This is a genomic window from Kitasatospora acidiphila (assembly GCF_006636205.1).
Taxonomy (GTDB): Bacteria; Actinomycetota; Actinomycetes; order Streptomycetales; family Streptomycetaceae; genus Kitasatospora; species Kitasatospora acidiphila.
The window spans coordinates 2,505,113-2,522,672 of the sequence record NZ_VIGB01000003.1; the positions used below are offsets into that span (position 1 = coordinate 2,505,113).

The window sequence follows — 17,560 nt, forward strand, 5'->3', positions numbered from 1 at the left end:
GCCGGTCCGACCGGGTACCACGGAGCGCTGACATGGAGACGCCGGACGTGCCCGGCGCACTGGCACTTGTCGACCCCGCCCGAACCGAGGGGCGTCTGGAGCTCGACCAGGCGTCCTACTTCCTCTCGAAGATCGAACTCCGACGTGGGCAGGCACCGACCACCGCCCCCTGGCGCACGCCGCTGTTCATCGCCACCTCGTACATCACCGCCGACGCCGCCGAGTACTTCGGCCTGCCCCGCAACCGCACGGTCATCATGGGCTCACACATCGAGGTGTAGGCGCGCTTCCGCCCAACAGTCGGCGCCCGGGCAGAGGCCACCCTGAGGGGTATCGGGCACCGCTAGAATCCCGATAAAATTACTACTGGTGTGCCGGGAAGTCTGGTCGGCTCGGGGGACGACCGCGGCGATCGGACGGCGGTGACCCCGCTCCTCGTGATGGGGTCGTTGAGCAGATGCACGCCGTGGGGATCGTCCTCTTGCTGGTGGTTCTGGCCACTGCCGTGGCCACTTTCGCCGGTCGGCTGCGGGTGCCCGCCCCTTCGCTGCTGGTCCTGGTCGGGCTCGGGGTAGCGCTGATACCCGGCGTGCCGGCGCTGCACGTGCCGCCGGAGACCATCGCTCTGGTGGTGCTCCCGCCGCTGCTGTACGTCTCCGCCGAGGAGCTGTCGCTGCGCGACCTGCGGATGGTGTGGCGGCCGGTGACGATCCTGGCTTTCGGTCTGGTCTTCGCCTCGGCGGCGGCGGTCGGCTTCGTGGCGGCCGCCGTGACCGGGCTGCCGCCCGCGATGGCGTTCGTCCTGGGCGCGGTGCTGTCCAGCACCGACCCGGTCGCGGTCACGGCCCTCGGACGCCGCCTAGCGCTACCGGGCCGGGTGCAGGTCCTGGTCCAGGCGGAGAGCCTGTTCAACGACGCCACCTCGCTGGTGCTCTTCAAGGTCGCCATCGGCATCGCCGTGGCCACCGGCGCAGCAGTGAGCCTGCCCCACGCGGCCGGCGAGCTGGTACTGCTCGGGGGCGGCGGCAGTGTGGTCGGCGCGGTCCTGGCGGGTCTGGTCGGGCTCATCCGGCGGCGCGTCACCGACCCCGTGCTGGAGACGGTCATCGCGCTGGTCACGCCGTACGCGGCGTACGTGCTGGCGGAGTCCGCACACACCTCCGGCGTCACCTCGGTCGTCGTCGCCGGTGTCCTGCTCGGCCGCTCCAGCCACCGGCTGACCGATGCCCACATCCGGCTGCAACTGCACGCGGTGTACGCCGTGGTGGTCTTCCTGCTGGAGAGCGTGATCTTCAGCATCGTCGGCCTGGAACTGCCGACACTCGTCCGTGGACTGCCGCACGGCACCGGCTGGTGGCCGCTGCAGGCGATCGCCCTGGCGGTCGTGCTGATCGCCGTGCGAGTGGTGTGGACGCTGCCATTGACCCGCGCGGTCAAGCCCAGCCGGGGCCGACTGTCCTGGCGGGTGGCCGGCGTGGTGACCTGGGCCGGCACGCGCGGGGTGATGCCGCTGGCCGCCGCCCTGTCCATCCCGCTCACCGCGAACGGGGGCGCCCCCTTGGCCGGACGGCCGCTGGTCCTCGTCCTCACCACGTCGGTGGTGATATTCACCCTGGTGGTGCAGGGGCTGACCCTGGCAGGAGTCGTCAACCGCTCCGGGCTCGCCCTGGAGCCCGAGCACACCGCCCGGGAGGAGACCGACGCCCGGGACTCGCTCAACCGTGCCGGGCTGGACCACGTCGAACACCTCGCCGCATTGGAGGTCATGCCGGAGACCGCCCTCGACCGGGCCCGGCGCGGCCTCAGCGCCCGCCTGGACCGCAGCGCGGACGGCTCCGAAGGGGGCACCGCGGACACCGCCTACCGTCAGCTCCGTCGGGAGGTGATCGCCGTCCAGAACACTGAACTCCACCGCCTGTACGAGGAGCACCTCATCAGTGACACCACCCGCCGACGCCTCCAGCACGACCTCGACCGCGAAGAAGCGGCCCTGGGCGGCCCGTAGCAACCGCGCTCCCTCGTCCGGCGCGGTGATCGAACAGGAAACCGGCCGTGCGATCACCGGGAGATCAAGGTTCGAAGCGGTAGCCCATGCCGGCCTCGGTGATGAAGTGCCGCGGGCGCGAGGGGTCCTGCTCCAGCTTGCGACGGAGCTGGGCCAGGTAGACGCGCAGGTAGTTGGTCTCCTTGCGGTAGGCGGGTCCCCAGACCTCCTGCAGCAGCTGGGTCTGGCCCACCAGGGTCCCGGCGTTGCGGACCAGCACTTCGAGCAGGTGCCACTCGGTCGGGGTGAGGCGGATGTCCCGGCCATCGCGGTTGACCTTCTTGGCCGCCAGGTCGACGGTGAAGCCCGCGGCGACGATCATCGAGTCGTACCCGCCGGCCGCGGGTTCGGTGCGGCGGACGGCAACGCGGATCCGGGCGAGCAACTCGTCCATTCCGAAGGGCTTCGTGATGTAGTCATCGGCACCGGCGTCCAGGGCCTGGACTTTTTCGGGGGACGCCTGGCGAGCTGAGAGCACGATGATCGGGATCTGCGTCCACTTGCGCAGGCCCTCGATCACCTCGACGCCGTCCATGTCGGGCAGGCCGAGATCGAGGAGCACGACGTCCGGTTTGCGGGCAGCGGCCAGCTCAAGGGCGGTGGCGCCGTCGGCGGCGACATCGACCTCGTAGTCGCGAGCCTTGAGATTGAGTTCGAGCGCGCGGACCATCTGGGGTTCGTCGTCGACGACGAGAACTCGGGTCATCGGGCTCGCCTTCCGGTCCGGGGTCCACTGAACGGAAGCAGCACCCAGCCGGGCCCGCCCGGTACGACGTTCGCGGGTCACCGGATGACGGCAACAGTCCGAGCGGTGCTCCACCTCCGCTTTGAAGCGTACTTGCCGCGGGAAACGGCGCTGCGATCACCAGGACTGGGGTCGGACCGGGCCCTTCACAGACCGGAGCGTGTGAACACTGCGCGGGCTTGGTCACCGGATATCCGCTCATCCAGCTCACACAACACGTCCACGCCCTCGCGCAAGGTGCCGCACCGCCGCGCGTGGGAGGCGTCCGTGTCCAGTCGGTGCCACAGGAGCGGGTTGGCGGCCAGGACGCGTGGATCGAGCTCCAGCCGACCACCGTAGGCGTCGCGCATGATCAGACGGACGGCGACGACACCCGACGTGCGAACGCTCACCAGCGCGTCGGTGGATATCCGACGGCGGCGCCACAGTCCGCGGACCTCGAGCCAGCCCTCGCCCGCCAACACCCTGTCCGGCAGGAAGACCACGAACGTCGCACAGGCCAGCAGGGCCCACAGTCCGGCCCGCAGCGGTGTGAGACGGCCCGAGCCCCAGTCGATCAAGAGGGCCGCCGCAAGGAGCAACGCCGCGCTGCAGAAGGCATGGCGAGCGGCGGCCGTCCAGCGGCGGTCCGTGGCGAGGGTTTCGTGGCGTTGCACCATCCCGACCGTAGGAGGCCCCGCATGCCCCGTCTCCTGCGCTGACGTCCTTGGGGCGCTTCTTAGCGCAATCCTGACGCACCGGGCCGACGCAGCCCGTGCAGCCCTCTCGCAGCCGGGAGCAGCAGTCAGGCCGCTGCTGTGGTTCGGGACAGGGAGCCGATCGCTGCACCTGCCTGGTCGGCCAGGGTCACCGCGACGACCAGCGTCTGCCTGCTCGGCATGCTGCCCGGAACCGGATCGAGCATGAAGCGGCCGACGTACCTGCCGTTGCCGTACACCCGCAACTCCACTTCCTCGGCGGGCATCCCGAGCACGTCCGTGTCCCACACCTTGCGGCCGACGGCGATCGAGCCGTCCTCCTCCAGGCGCGGCGGGTGGCCGAGCAGCGATCCGAACTCGAAGCGGCAACCACGAAGTTGCAACAGGTCCATTAGCTGGGCCCGCACGTAGTCAACCACGGCCGGGGCAGAGTTGGCGGACCGGGCACGGGCCGCCGTCTCGTGGATCCGCGTCAGGTATCCGGCATCCGTGATCGCCACGACCTCGAACTTCCGTGCTTTGGCTGCGAGTTGCGAGGCAGCCAGGCCAACGGCCAAGAGCAGTGCGGCGGTGACGATGTCGGACGAGCGGCTGATCGCGAACTGCTCGTACGGCCGAGTGAAGAAGAAGTCGAACCAGACCGCGGCACTGAGGGCGGCGACCGCACCCGCGAGACGGTGCCCGAAAGCGGCGACCGCCACGATCGCGACCACCAGCAGCAGGGCCACGTTGGTGTTCGCCAGGTGGCCGCGCAGCGGCAGCAGCACGGCGCTGAGGACGAGCGGAGCCAGAGCCGCCCCGATCAGCGAGAGCGGACCCGTTGTCGTGTACCGGCGCATCGTTGCACCTCCGAATTCCGGTGTAGCAGGCCCGGCGTCGCACGCAAGCGGAACGGCAGGCTGTTAACGGGTTCCTTGCGCCGGATTCCGCCCGCTGGCGGGCGTCGGGCGGTATGACGGGAGTGGCGGAGAAGGTCAGTCGCCCGGACCGCGGCTCGCATCCGTCCTGGGCCGGTCCACCGCGCCGCCGACGGGCCGCACTGAGAACCCGGAGCACGACACCCTCTTGCGCATTGTTCCCATCCGAGTACTGTCGGTAAATGGCGTGCCGGGAAGTCTGGTCGGCGAGAAGGTCGCACGTGCCGTGCCCATCGCGGGCGGGCAGGTGCTGACAGGACCTCAACCAGTGGAGGCGCCATGGGCGTCATCGTCCCGATCCTGCTCTTCGTCTGTCTTGCCACCCTCGTGTTCGGGTCGCCCCGGATCCCCCCGCTGCGAGAACGGCGCCGCACGAGGGCGGTCAGCAGTGCGCTGGTGGCTCGTCACGGTTTCACGGCCCGGCCCTCGTTCACCACCTCACGGATCCCCTTTCCCGGCCCACCGTTCCACTACGGGTCGGCGCAGCGCCTGACGGACCAGGTCGCCGGCGAGGTGGAGGGCCTACCGGTGACATCGGCCGGCTACTCCTGCCACTACAACGGATCGTCCCACTTCTACGGCATCGCCCTGGTCACCCTGCCGTTCCCGGTGGACACCGCCGAGGTGCGGCACGAGCCGGCCTTCCATACCGTCCGGGTCGTGGAGCCGGTGCCTGCGGGCCGCGTTCGTACGGGCGCGGCGCGGTTCGACACGGCCTACGAGATCTACTGCCGCGATCCGCACAACGGGCAGAGCGCACTCTCGGCGGCCGGGGTGGACGAACTCCTGTCCGCTCCGGAGCCGTTCAGCTGGCGGGCCGAGGGGACGCAGCTGCTGCTCTGGCGGTCCGGCGGCTGGTCGTCCGCCCCGTCGCTCCTCGGCTGCGTGCGGGCCGCGTCCTCTGCCCTGTCCTCAAGTAACGTGAGCAGTACCGAAATTCAGGCCGGCCGGCCCATCCAGTAGACCACCTCCTCTCGAACGGGAACGAAGCCGGCCGCTTCCGCCAGGGCGCGGCCGGGTTCGTTCGAACGCGGCACCGTCCAGGTCGGGATCCGGCCGGTCTGCTGGATCGCCGCGCCCCCCAAACGCAAGCGAGAGCCACCCCTGAGCGGCGGAATCCCTGGGCGGTGGCCGCTCACACCAGCTGAAGTGGCTCTTACGCCACACCGCGGCCGGCGCCCCGCCTGTTCCGACGCTCCGACTGTCAATACCCCGACAAGCGTTCCTGGCGCAGCGTCAGGATGTCGTCAGGGCGGGAAAGTTCATCGTCAGCGCACGGTTGGCTGAGCCACATGTCTTCCCTGGCTCCCGACGAAGCTGTTGCCCCCGGCCCGGTCTCCCCCCCACCGGCCCGTCACCGCCAGCGCGCGGGCGGTGCGCTCTTCGACGTGAGACAGCTGGTCACGGCGTTCCCCGAGGCGCTGCGCAAGCTGCATCCGCGGCTGATGGCGCGCAATCCGGTGATGTTCGTGGTGGAGGCCGGCTCCGCGCTCACCATGATCTCCGCCGTGCTCTCGCCGAGCCTGTTCGCCTGGCTGATCAGCGGCTGGCTCTGGCTCACGGTCATCTTCGCCAACCTGGCAGAGGCGGTCGCCGAGGGCCGGGGCAAGGCACAGGCGGAGTCGCTGCGGCGCGCCAGGACCGGCACGACCGCGCGTCGGCTGCGCCACTGGCGGGTGGGCCTCACCCGGTTCGAGGAGGAGAGGGTGCCCGCCAGACACCTCCAGCTGTACGACGTCGTCGTGGTGGAGGCCGGCGAGACCATTCCCGGCGACGGGGACGTGGTCGACGGCATCGCGGCCGTGGACGAGTCGGCGATCACCGGCGAGTCCGCGCCGGTGATCCGCGAGGCTGGCGGCGACCGGTGCGCGGTGACCGGCGGCACCAGGGTACTCTCCGACCGGATCATCGTGAGGATCACCTCCAAACCTGGCCTGACCTTCATCGACCGGATGATCGCCCTGGTTGAGGGGGCGGAGCGGAAGAAGACGCCGAACGAGATCGCGCTCAACCTGCTGCTGGCGTCGCTGACGATCGTGTTCATCCTCTCCGTGGTCTCCTTGCAGCCGATGGCCGCCTACGCGGGCGCCGAGCAGTCCACCCCGGTACTGGTGGCACTGCTGGTGGCGCTCATCCCGACCACCATCGGCGCGCTGCTCTCCGCGATCGGCATCGCAGGCATGGACCGCCTGGTGCAGCGCAACGTGCTGGCCATGTCCGGTAGGGCGGTCGAGGCCGCGGGCGACGTGGACACCCTGCTGCTCGACAAGACGGGAACCATCACGTTCGGCAACCGGCAGGCCGTCCGCTTCCTGCCCGCGCCGGGTGTCCCGGATGCCCAACTGGCCGAGGGTGCCCAGCTGTCCAGTCTCGCGGACGAGACACCCGAGGGCCGTTCCATCGTGGTGCTCGCCAAGCGGTACGGCCTGCGGCAGCGGGCGGAGGGTGAACTCGGGCACATGGAGTTCGTGCCCTTCAGCGCCCAGAGCAGGATGAGCGGCGTCGATCTCAGCTGGCCGGACGCGCCGACCGTCCACGTCCGCAAGGGCGCCTCGGCGGCCGTTTCCGCCTGGGTCTACGAGCGCGGGGGCCTGGTGCCGGGACAAGTGCTGGAGGCCGTCGACGTCATCGCAGCCCACGGCGGCACTCCGCTGCTGGTCGCCGTCCACGACCGCCACGGGGCGAGGGTGCTGGGGATCGTCCAGCTCAAGGACGTGGTCAAGGACGGCATCCGCGAGCGCTTCGCCGAGCTGCGCCGGATGGGCATCCGCACGGTGATGGTCACCGGCGACAATCCGCTGACCGCTCGGGCGATCGCGCAGGAGGCCGGGGTGGACGACTTCCTCGCCGAGGCGACCCCCGAGGACAAACTCGACCTCATCCGGCGGGAGCAGGCCGAGGGCAAGCTCGTCGCGATGACCGGCGACGGCACCAACGACGCCCCGGCACTCGCCCAGGCCGACGTCGGGGTGGCGATGAACACCGGCACCTCCGCCGCCAAGGAGGCCGGCAACATGGTGGACCTGGACTCCAACCCCACCAAGCTGATCGAGATCGTCCAGATCGGCAAGCAACTCCTCATCACTCGCGGCGCGTTGACCACGTTCTCGATCGCCAACGACGTCTCCAAGTACTTCGCGATCATCCCGGCCATGTTCGGCCAGGCCTATCCGGGCCTGCGCGACCTCAACATCATGGCCCTGCACAGTCCGACCTCGGCGATCACCTCGGCGATCATCTTCAACGCACTGATCATCATCGCGCTGATCCCTCTGGCCCTGCGCGGGGTGCGCTACAAGCCGGCTTCGGCGGCCGACCTGCTCGCCCGGAACCTGCGGGTCTTCGGGCTGGGCGGACTCGTCCTGCCGTTCCTCGGCATCAAACTGATCGACCTGTTGGTCGCCCAGTTCCTGTTCTGATCAAGCGCATCAAGGATTCATCAGAGCGGGTGAGTCGGGCTTGTCCCCCTGCTGCCAGTTGATTTGAATGAACGTCATGAACCGTCCGGCACGCCACCACGACCGTCCGCCGCATCCGCGGACGCGCGCTGCCGTCACGGCCACCAGCGCACTCCGGTAACCCGTAGCCTCCCTGCGGTCGACCCACCGAGTGCTCGGCGCAGACGGGCGCCAGCAGTGGCCCGTCTGCGCCTCCCGTCGCCCCGGCCCCGATGCCATCCAGCCTCGATTCCAGGCGCTGGCGGGTCTTCCGAATTCACTTCCCCGCACCTCCGGCACCCGGTCGCGCGCACCCGCGCGTCCCCGGCACCCCGGGCGTGCCCGCACACCATGGATGGACCATGTCCGCATTCCTCTCCGGCCGCACCGCCCTCGTCACCGGTGCCTCCTCCGGCATCGGTTGGGAGACCGCCCGGCTGCTCGCCGAGCAGGGGGCCACCGTCATCGTCCACGCCCGCACCGCCGACGAGGGCGAGCATGCCGTCGAACGGCTGGTCGAGCGTGGCGCGGCGCGAGACCAACTCCACCTGGTCGCAGCGGACTTCACCCGTCTCGCCGCGGTCGCCAGCCTAGCGGAGAACGTCGCCCAGGCCTTCCCGGCACTGCATCTGCTGGTCAACAACGCGGCGGTCATGGCGCCCGAGCGGTGCACGCTCACCGATGATGGTGTCGAGGTCTCGTTCCAGGTGAACTTCCTCGCCGCCCACCTGCTCGCCAAGCAACTGCAGGGCCCGCTCGCGGCCGCCGGCAACGCCCGGATCATCAACGTCTCCTCCTCCCTGCACCGCACCGCCGCCATGAACTGGACCGATCCCAACCGGGTCAAGAAGTACTCCCGGGTGGCCGCCTACGCCCAGTCCCAGCTGGCGCTCAGCATGGCCGCCGGCTCCATGGCTCCGGCCGGCTCCGACATCACCGCGGTGAGCGTCAACCCCGGTCTGTGCGACACCGCCCTGCTCCCCCTTTACGGGCGGGTCGGTGCGCCGCCGGCCGAGGGGGCGGCCGCGGTCGTCCGCCTGTGCCTGCCCACCGTCGAGCTCACCAACGGCGAGTACTACGACGACGGGGACATCGCCCCCACCGCCGTCGCCGTCCATGAGGAGCGGTCCCAGCGGCGTCTCGCCAAGCTCGCCGACCAGCTGACCACCGCCAAGGCCTGACACCCGACGACAGGAGAGGCCGTCCATGTCCAAGCGCTCCCGCAAGAAGAAGACCCGCCGCAGGAAGAAGGCGAACCACGGCCGCAAACCCGGCCAGTAACCACCTCGAGCCCCCGGCGCCGCGTGCCACCGGCGCCGGGTTCCACACCGCCGAAGCCCTGGGAGTCCGCCGGACCCCGGGGCTTCGGCCTACCCGTGCACCGGGCTCCGGCCCAGCAGGCCCGCTCCGGATGGCTCGGAATGCGGACCGTGCGCCGCTCGGGCCGCCATCGTCAGGGCTGCGTAGGGTCCGGCCCTCCGCTCATCAGGAATGTGTCAATGATCGCCGCTCCCCGGTCCCCGACCGCATCTCCTGGTACGGATCTACCCGAAGGAAGGACATGATGTACACGGACGAGCGGTGGAACACGTCGATCAAACGGCGGATCATCGCAGGTGTCAGTGGATCACTCGGCAGCCTTGCCGCACTGCACCATGCGGTGGCTGAAGCCCGGCGCGGTGACTGCGAGGTCCTGGCCGTACTGGCCTGGGAACCTCCGGGCGGCGAGCACGGTTATCGCCTCTCGCCATGCCCGCCCCTGCTCGCCGAGGTTCGCAAGGCTGCCGTCGAACGGCTCCGCACGGCGATCGGTGAAGCCTTCGGCGCTGACGGCCCGGACGTGGACTTCGGTTCGGTCGTCATCCGCGGCGAGACCGGCAAGGCCCTGATCCATCTGGCGGACCGTCCCGACGACCTGCTGGTTCTCGGCGCCAGTGGCAGCCTGCTGCGGCGGGGGCTTCGCCGTTCGGTCGTGTCGTACTGCGTGGAGCACGCCGTCTGCCCCGTCCTCGCGGTCCCCAGGCCCGCGCTGCAGCACGAACTCGAGTCGCTCCGGCGCAGGCACCTGTGGCACCTCCCGACCGAGCCGCTTCCCACCAGCTGAGCGGGTCGGGCCTCCCGACTGAGCCCCTCGGCGTCGGGCTACCGGGCCAGGTGTCGTCCGGTCTGCACAGCCCGGGCACATTCCGGCCAAGCCCAGGTCTCGGATGCATGACGCCGATATAAGGGTCGCGTCAATGTTCCGGAGTCACCCGTATGGACGGTGTCAGGAATCCGCTGCGCGCCGGAAATGGCTGGTTGGCTGCTCCAGCCGGTCTTCCGCCGGTGCCGCCGGGCCGCCTCCAGGGGGAGTCGGCGGTCAAAGTCCCTGAACCAGTTGGTGGAGCCCATGCTGGACCTCGTCTTCGTCGGTGTCACGGTCGCCGTGTTCGCCGTCCTGGCCCTGATCGCGAAGGGGGTGGAGAAGCTGTGAGCGCCGAGAACCTTGCAGGTCTCATCGTCGCCGTCGCCCTCGTCGGCTACCTCGTCGTCGCGCTGATCTACCCGGAGAAGTTCTGACATGAGCTCCACTCTCGCTGGGTGGCTGCAGGCCCTCGCCCTCGTGGGCGCCCTGGCCCTGTGCTACCGCCCGCTGGGCGACTACATCGCCCACCTGTTGACCTCCGCCAAGCACCTCAGAGTCGAGCGCGGCCTGTACAAGGTGATCGGCGTGGACGGCGACGCCGATCAGCGCTGGACCGCCTACCTGCGCTCGGTGCTCGCCTTCTCCGGGATCTCCGTCCTCTTCCTCTACGGCCTGATCCGGGTGCAGAACCACCTGATGCTTTCGCTCGGCTTCCCGCCGATGGCGCCGCACCAGGCCTGGAACACCGCGATCTCGTTCGTCACCAACACCAACTGGCAGTCCTACAGCGGCGAGGCCGCGCTCGGCCACGTGGTCCAGATGGCGGGCCTGGCGGTGCAGAACTTCGTCTCCGCCGCCGTAGGCATCGCGGTGGTCGCCACCCTGATCCGCGGCTTCACCCGCAGCAAGACCGACCGGGTCGGCAACTTCTGGGTCGACCTCACCCGGATCTGCCTGCGCCTGCTGCTGCCGATCTCCATCGTGTTCGCGCTGGTCCTGGTCGCCAACGGCGTGATCCAGAACTTCCACGGCTTCCACGACCTCACCACCCTGGGCGGCGACACCCAGTCGATCCCGGGCGGCCCGGTGGCCTCCCAGGAGGTCATCAAGGAGCTGGGTACCAACGGCGGCGGCTTCTTCAACGCCAACTCGGCCCACCCGTTCGAGAACCCGAACGGTTTCACCAACTGGCTGGAGATCTTCCTGCTGCTGGTGATCTCGTTCTCGCTGCCCCGCACCTTCGGCAAGATGGTCGGCGACAACCGCCAGGGCTACGCGATCGTCTCCGTGATGGGCCTGTTCTGGGTCGGCTCGGCCGCGCTGCTGACGTTCTTCGAGACCCACCCGGCCGGCACCGCGCTCAAGGCGGCCGGCGCGGCGATGGAGGGCAAGGAGCAGCGGTTCGGCGAGTGGGCCACCGCGCTGTTCGCCTCCTCCACTACCCTGACCTCCACCGGTGCGGTCGACGGCATGCACGACTCACTGACTCCTGGTGGCGGCGGTGTCGCACTGGTCGACATGATGCTCGGTGAGATCGCGCCCGGCGGCACCGGCTCAGGCCTGTACGGCATGCTGATCCTGGCGATCGTGACGGTCTTCATCGCCGGCCTGATGGTCGGCCGCACCCCCGAGTACCTGGGCAAGAAGCTCGGCGGGCGGGAGATGAAGTTCGCCTCCCTCTACATCCTGACCACCCCGGCCATCGTGCTGATCGGCACCGGTGTCGCCATGGCGCTGCCGGGTGAGCGGGCCGGGATGCTGAACTCCGGCGCCCACGGCTTCTCCGAGGTGCTCTACGCCTTCACCTCGGCCGGCAACAACAACGGCTCGGCGTTCGCAGGCATCACGGTCAACACCCCGTGGTACGACACCGCGCTGGGCCTGGCGATGGTGTTCGGACGCTTCCTGCCGATCATCTTCGTGCTCGCGCTGGCGGGCTCGCTCGCCAAGCAGCAGCCGGTCCCGGCGTCCGCCGGCACCCTGCCCACCCACAAGCCGCTCTTCATCGGCCTGCTCTCGGGCGTCGTCCTGATCGTCGTCGGCCTCACCTACTTCCCGGCTCTCGCACTGGGGCCGATCGCGGAAGGTCTGCACTGATGTCCACCACTCACACTCCCGCACCGGCCGACCAGGGGACGGCTGCTCCGCACAGAGCCTCCAGCGGCCTGCTCGACCCGAAGCTGATCGCCAAGTCCCTTCCGGACGCGGTGAAGAAGCTCGACCCCCGGGTGATGTTCAAGAACCCGGTCATGTTCGTGGTCGAGGTCGGCTCGGTGGTCACCACGATCTCCGCCATCGCCCACCCGTCGGTGTTCGCCTGGGCGATCACCGTCTGGCTGTGGCTCACCACGATCTTCGCCAACCTGGCCGAGGCGGTGGCCGAGGGCCGCGGCAAGGCGCAGGCCGACACGCTGCGCAAGGCCAAGACCGAATCCATCGCCCGCCGCCTCGTCAACTGGCCCGCCTCGCAGGACGAGGAGGAGGTCCCCGGCACCGCGCTCCAGTTGGGTGACCACGTGGTGGTCGAGGCCGGCCAGGTCATCCCCGGCGACGGCGACGTCGTCGAGGGCGTCGCCTCGGTCGACGAGTCGGCGATCACCGGTGAGTCCGCGCCGGTGATCCGCGAGTCGGGCGGTGACCGCTCGGCCGTGACCGGTGGCACCAAGGTCCTCTCCGACAAGATCGTGGTGAAGATCGCCACCGAGCCCGGCAAGTCCTTCATCGACCGGATGATCGCCCTGGTCGAGGGCGCGGCCCGGCAGAAGACCCCCAACGAGATCGCCCTCAACATCCTGCTGGCCTCGCTGACCATCGTCTTCCTGGTCGCGGTCGTGACCCTGCAGCCGATGGCCACCTTCGCAGGCGCCCCGCAGACGATGATCGTGCTGGTCGCGCTGATCGTGGCGCTGATCCCGACCACCATCGGCGCACTGCTCTCCGCCATCGGCATCGCCGGCATGGACCGCCTGGTGCAGCGCAACGTGCTCGCCATGTCGGGCCGTGCCGTCGAGGCCGCCGGCGACGTCAACACCCTGCTGCTCGACAAGACCGGCACCATCACCCTGGGCAACCGCCAGGCCGCCGAGTTCCTGCCCGCCGACGGCGTGTCCCGGGACGAACTGGCCGACGCCGCCCAGCTGTCCAGCCTCGCCGACGAGACCCCCGAGGGCCGCTCGATCGTGGTGCTCGCCAAGACCGACTACGGTCTGCGGGCCCGCGAGCAGGGCGAGTTGACGCACGCCACCTGGGTCCCGTTCACCGCCCAGACCCGCATGTCCGGCGTCGACCTGGAGGAGGCCGACGGCCTGCACCAGGTGCGCAAGGGCGCGGCCGGCTCGGTCGCCAACTGGGTCACCGACAACGCCGGCACGGTCCGTGACGACGTCGCCCAGCTGGTCGACGGCATCTCCGCCGCCGGCGGCACCCCGTTGACGGTGGCCACCAAGGTCGGTGACGCGCCGGCCCGCGTGCTCGGGGTGATCTACCTCAAGGACGTGGTCAAGGAGGGCATGCGGGAGCGGTTCGACGAGCTGCGCCGGATGGGCATCAAGACCATCATGATCACGGGCGACAACCCGCTGACCGCCAAGGCGATCGCGGACGAGGCCGGCGTGGACGACTTCCTCGCCGAGGCCACCCCCGAGGACAAGATGGCCCTGATCAAGAAGGAGCAGGAGGGCGGCAAGCTGGTCGCGATGACCGGCGACGGCACCAACGACGCCCCCGCCCTGGCCCAGGCCGACGTGGGCGTGGCGATGAACACCGGCACCATGGCGGCCAAGGAGGCCGGCAACATGGTGGACCTGGACTCCAACCCCACCAAGCTGATCGAGATCGTCGAGATCGGCAAGCAACTCCTCATCACTCGTGGCGCGTTGACCACCTTCTCGATCGCCAACGACGTCGCCAAGTACTTCGCCATCATCCCCGCGATGTTCGCCGGCGTGTACCCCGGTCTGAAGCACCTCAACATCATGGGCCTGCACAGCCCGACCTCGGCGATCACCTCCGCGATCATCTTCAACGCCCTGGTCATCATCGGGCTCATCCCGCTCGCCCTGCGCGGCGTCAAGTACCGTCCGTCAAACGCCAGCGCGCTGCTGACCCGCAACATCGGGGTGTACGGAATCGGCGGCCTGATCGTGCCGTTCATCGGAATCAAGGCGATCGACCTGATCGTCCAGTTCATCCCCGGCCTGCGCTGAGAAAGGAGGAAGACCATCATGTCCATCCTGCGTACCCACTGGACCGCCCTGCGGATGCTGCTGGTGATGACCGTCATCCTCGGCATCGCCTACCCCCTGCTGGTCACCGGGATCAGCCAGGTCGCGTTCGCCGACAAGGCCAACGGCTCCATCCTGAAGTCGGGCGGCAAGGAGATCGGGTCCAGCCTGCTGGGCCAGAACTACAACCTGCCGAAGAAGAACCCCAACGACCCCAACGAGCAGGCCCAGCCGGACCCGAAGTTCTTCCAGCCCCGGCCCTCCGCCGCCGGCACCGGCTACGACCCGCACGGCTCCAGCGGCACCAACCTCGGCCCGAACAGCGACAAGCTGCTCAAGTCGGTCAACGACACCCGCGCCGCCGTCGCCGCCTTCGACGGCGTCGACCCGGCCAGCGTGCCGGCCGACGCGATCACCTCCTCCGGCTCCGGCCTGGACCCGCACATCTCGGTCGCCTACGCCAAGGAGCAGGTCAACCGGGTCGCCAAGGCCCGCAACCTCTCGCCGGACGTGCTCAACCAGCTGATCGACAAGTACACCGACGGCCGTTCGCTCGGCTTCCTCGGCAACCCCGGCGTCAACGTCGTTCTGCTCAACAAGGCACTCAGCGAGCAGCAGTGACGACTCCATATCCAACCGACAAGTGATCCGGCCGACCCGGGCACAGGGCCTCATCCCCCTGTGCCCGGGTCGGTCGCCCATGTGCCGAGTCCGCTGAGCGGGGCCGACCGTCCCGCCCGGCTGCAGCATCATCCACCCTCATGTCCGGCCCTCTCTCGCAGGAAAGAGCAGCGCCCATGTCCCGTGACCTCACGCCCGGCTCCTTGAAGCGCCGGGGACAGCTGAGGGTCTACCTCGGTTCGGCCCCCGGCGTCGGCAAGACCTACCGGATGCTGGACGAGGCCCACCGCAGACATGACCGCGGGACGGACGTCGTGGTGGGCTTCATCGAGTGCCACGGCCGCCGGCACACCGAGAACCTGCTCCAGGGTCTGGAACTCATCCCGCGCCTCACCCGCCACTACCGGGACACCGACTTCCCGGAGATGGACCTCGACGCGATCCTCGCCCGCAGGCCCCAGGTGGTCCTCGTCGACGAGCTCGCGCACACCAACATCCCCGGCGGCCGGCACGGCAAGCGCTGGCAGGACGTCGAGGAACTCCTGGACGCCGGGATCGACGTCATCACCACCGTCAACATCCAGCACCTGGAATCGCTCAACGACGTCGTCCAGAAGATCACCGGCATCCCCCAGCGCGAGACCGTCCCCGACGACGTCGTCCGCCAGGCCAACCAGATCGAACTCGTCGACATGGCCCCGCAGGCCCTGCGCCGCCGAATGGCCCACGGCAACGTCTACAAGGCCGAGAAGGTGGACGCCGCGCTCTCCAACTACTTCCGCGTGGGCAACCTGACGGCCCTTCGCGAGCTCGCCCTGCTGTGGGTTGCCGGCCGCGTGGACGAGGGTCTTCGCGACTACCGCGCCACCCACAACATCGACCGGGTCTGGGAGACCCGCGAACGCGTCGTGGTCGCCATCACCGGCGGGCCCGAGGGCGAGACCATCATCCGCCGGGCCGCCCGCATCGCCGACCGCACCGCCGGCGGCGAACTGCTCGCCGTGCACGTGACCAAGAGCGACGGCCTGGCCGGCGCCTCCCCCGGCGCGCTGGCCCAGCAGCGCCAACTGGTCGAATCCCTCGGCGGCACCTACCACGTGGTCGTCGGCGACGACATCCCCACCGCGCTGATGGCCTTCGCCCGCGCCCACGACGCCACCCAGCTGGTCCTCGGCACCTCCCGGCGAGGGCGGATCAACCGCTTCCTCACCGGCCCCGGCAACGGACAGACCACCATCGACCTGTCCGAAGACATCGACGTCCACATGGTCACCCACGAGTTCACCGGACGCGGCCGGCTTCCCTCCCTCGGCCGGCGGCACTCCAAGCGGCGCACCATCGCCGGCTACCTCTCCGGCCTCGTCCTACCCGTGCTCCTGACCGCCTGCCTCTCACCCTTCCGACATGCCATCAACCTGACCACCGACGCGCTGATCTTCCAGCTCGGCGTCGTCGCCGTGGCGCTGCTCGGCGGCGCGTTCTCCGCACTGGTCGCCTCGCTCATCGCCTCACTCCTGCTCAACTACTACTTCATCCCGCCGATCCACACCTTCACCATCGCCGAACCCAACAACATCGTCGCCCTCCTGGTCTTCGCGACGGTCGCACTCACCGTCTCCTCCGTCGTCGACCGAGCCGCCCAACTGGCCGCCCGCGGCGCCCGCGCCACCGCCGAGGCCGAGACCCTCTCCACCCTCGCCGGAAGCGTGCTGCGCGGAGCCGACGCCGTACCCGCGCTCCTGGACAAGACCCGCACCGCCTTCGGCATGGACTCCGTCGCCCTGCTCGACCGCACCACCGGCGAGGCCATCGCCCGCAGTGACAGCGACGACGCGGCCACCGGCGACCGCGAGGTCAGCGAAGTCCCGGTCAACGGGAACGCGTTGATGGTCCTGGCCGGACGGCGGCTGCCCGCCTCCGACCAGCGCGTGCTGACCGCCTTCGCCGCCCACGTCGCCGCCGCGCTGGAGCGCGACCGGCTCGCCACCGTCGCCGCCGAGATCGAACCCATCAAGGCCGCCGACAAGATGCGCACCGCCCTGCTCGCCGCCGTCAGCCACGACCTGCGCACCCCGCTGGCCGCCGCCCTCGCCTCCATCGGCTCGCTGCGCAGCCCCGACGTCGAGTTCTCCCCCGAGGACCAGGCCGAACTCCTGGACCTCGCCGACGAATCCCTGGTCAAGCTGACCCGCCTGGTGGACAACCTGCTCGACATGAGCCGCCTCCAGGCCGGCGCCCTCACCCTCCACCTCGCCCCCACCGAGCTGACCGACGTCCTCATGGGAGCCATGGACTCCCTCTCCCGCCCCGACGCCGCCGTCCAGCCGCTCGACCTGGACACCGCCCCCGCCGTGCTCGTCGACCCGCCCCTGCTGGAACGCGTGTTGGCCAACGTCATCACCAACGCCCTGCGCCACAACGCCCCCGGCGCACCCGTCCTGGTCACCGCCAGCCACCACCAGGACCGCGTCGAAGTGCGCGTCATCGACCACGGACCCGGCATCGCCGCCGAAGACCGCGAGCGGGTGTTCCTGCCGTTCCAGCGTCTTGGCGACAACGACAACACCACCGGCCTGGGTCTCGGGCTCGCCCTCTCCCGCGGCCTGGCCGAGGCCATGGGCGGCACGCTCGACGTCGAGGACACGCCCGGCGGCGGCACGACCATGCTCCTGGTCCTCCCGGCCGCCCCGGACGACGCAGAGCAATTGGTCGCGGAGGAGGGGTAGTGATCACCAGTCGAGAGGGGGAAG

Annotated in this window: 15 protein-coding genes; 11 read left to right on the forward strand and 4 right to left on the reverse strand. The window is 69.7% G+C overall.

Annotation, left to right across the window (positions count from 1 at the left end):
* The first annotated feature begins 32 nt into the window (after window positions 1-32).
* Entirely contained in the window at window positions 33-281 is a 249-nt protein-coding gene (locus tag E6W39_RS12020; protein ID WP_228718105.1) for a KUP/HAK/KT family potassium transporter, read from the forward strand.
* A 176-nt stretch (window positions 282-457) separates the two neighbouring features.
* Window positions 458-2,005 (forward strand): Na+/H+ antiporter, encoded by a 1,548-nt coding sequence (locus E6W39_RS12025; protein ID WP_141633544.1) that lies wholly within the window; start codon window positions 458-460, stop codon window positions 2,003-2,005.
* A gap of 64 nt (window positions 2,006-2,069) precedes the next feature.
* On the opposite strand, the gene E6W39_RS12030 is transcribed toward E6W39_RS12025, so the two are convergent.
* From E6W39_RS12030 to E6W39_RS12040, 3 genes are all read right to left on the reverse strand, one after another.
* Entirely contained in the window at window positions 2,070-2,750 is a 681-nt protein-coding gene (locus E6W39_RS12030; protein ID WP_141633545.1) for a response regulator, read from the reverse strand.
* Between the two features lie 185 nt (window positions 2,751-2,935).
* Complete coding sequence (locus E6W39_RS12035; RefSeq protein ID WP_181799227.1) at window positions 2,936-3,448, reverse strand: hypothetical protein; 513 nt, start codon at window positions 3,446-3,448, stop codon at window positions 2,936-2,938.
* A 125-nt stretch (window positions 3,449-3,573) separates the two neighbouring features.
* Window positions 3,574-4,326, reverse strand: a complete 753-nt coding sequence (locus E6W39_RS12040) for a DUF4118 domain-containing protein (protein WP_141633546.1) — start codon at window positions 4,324-4,326, stop codon at window positions 3,574-3,576.
* A gap of 357 nt (window positions 4,327-4,683) precedes the next feature.
* On the opposite strand from E6W39_RS12040, the gene E6W39_RS12045 reads away from it, so the two are divergent.
* Window positions 4,684-5,367: a hypothetical protein gene (locus tag E6W39_RS12045; RefSeq protein ID WP_141633547.1), complete on the forward strand. Its 684-nt coding sequence runs from the start codon at window positions 4,684-4,686 to the stop codon at window positions 5,365-5,367.
* On the opposite strand, the gene E6W39_RS39290 is transcribed toward E6W39_RS12045, so the two are convergent.
* A complete protein-coding gene (locus E6W39_RS39290) occupies window positions 5,343-5,495 on the reverse strand; it encodes a hypothetical protein (protein WP_181799228.1) in 153 nt (50 codons plus the stop codon). The genes E6W39_RS12045 and E6W39_RS39290 overlap by 25 nt on opposite strands.
* A 201-nt stretch (window positions 5,496-5,696) precedes the next feature.
* Here E6W39_RS39290 and kdpB (E6W39_RS12050) point away from each other — a divergent pair, with 201 nt between their 5' ends.
* The 8 genes from kdpB (E6W39_RS12050) to E6W39_RS12085 all read left to right on the forward strand — a co-directional run bounded on the left by kdpB (E6W39_RS12050) (window position 5,697) and on the right by E6W39_RS12085 (window position 17,536).
* On the forward strand, window positions 5,697-7,823 hold the full coding sequence (gene kdpB / locus E6W39_RS12050; protein ID WP_141633548.1) for a potassium-transporting ATPase subunit KdpB: 2,127 nt from the start codon (window positions 5,697-5,699) through the stop codon (window positions 7,821-7,823).
* 380 nt (window positions 7,824-8,203) lie between these two features.
* Window positions 8,204-9,022 carry an SDR family NAD(P)-dependent oxidoreductase gene (locus E6W39_RS12055; protein ID WP_141633549.1) on the forward strand — a complete coding sequence of 273 codons (819 nt, stop codon included), beginning with the start codon at window positions 8,204-8,206 and terminating at the stop codon, window positions 9,020-9,022.
* Between the two features lie 380 nt (window positions 9,023-9,402).
* Complete coding sequence (locus E6W39_RS12060) at window positions 9,403-9,945, forward strand: universal stress protein (RefSeq protein ID WP_228718107.1); 543 nt, start codon at window positions 9,403-9,405, stop codon at window positions 9,943-9,945.
* Between the two features lie 365 nt (window positions 9,946-10,310).
* Window positions 10,311-10,400, forward strand: coding sequence for a K(+)-transporting ATPase subunit F (gene kdpF / locus E6W39_RS12065; protein WP_141633550.1), 90 nt, complete (start codon window positions 10,311-10,313; stop codon window positions 10,398-10,400).
* Between the two features lies 1 nt (window position 10,401).
* A complete protein-coding gene (gene kdpA / locus E6W39_RS12070) occupies window positions 10,402-12,063 on the forward strand; it encodes a potassium-transporting ATPase subunit KdpA (RefSeq protein ID WP_141633551.1) in 1,662 nt (553 codons plus the stop codon).
* On the forward strand, window positions 12,063-14,171 hold the full coding sequence (kdpB, locus tag E6W39_RS12075; RefSeq protein ID WP_141633552.1) for a potassium-transporting ATPase subunit KdpB: 2,109 nt from the start codon (window positions 12,063-12,065) through the stop codon (window positions 14,169-14,171). Before kdpA ends, kdpB (E6W39_RS12075) begins: the two co-directional genes overlap by 1 nt.
* A gap of 18 nt (window positions 14,172-14,189) precedes the next feature.
* Window positions 14,190-14,810, forward strand: coding sequence for a K(+)-transporting ATPase subunit C (gene kdpC, locus E6W39_RS12080; protein ID WP_141633553.1), 621 nt, complete (start codon window positions 14,190-14,192; stop codon window positions 14,808-14,810).
* A gap of 176 nt (window positions 14,811-14,986) precedes the next feature.
* Window positions 14,987-17,536: a sensor histidine kinase gene (locus tag E6W39_RS12085; protein ID WP_228718108.1), complete on the forward strand. Its 2,550-nt coding sequence runs from the start codon at window positions 14,987-14,989 to the stop codon at window positions 17,534-17,536.
* The last annotated feature ends 24 nt before the right edge of the window (window positions 17,537-17,560 follow it).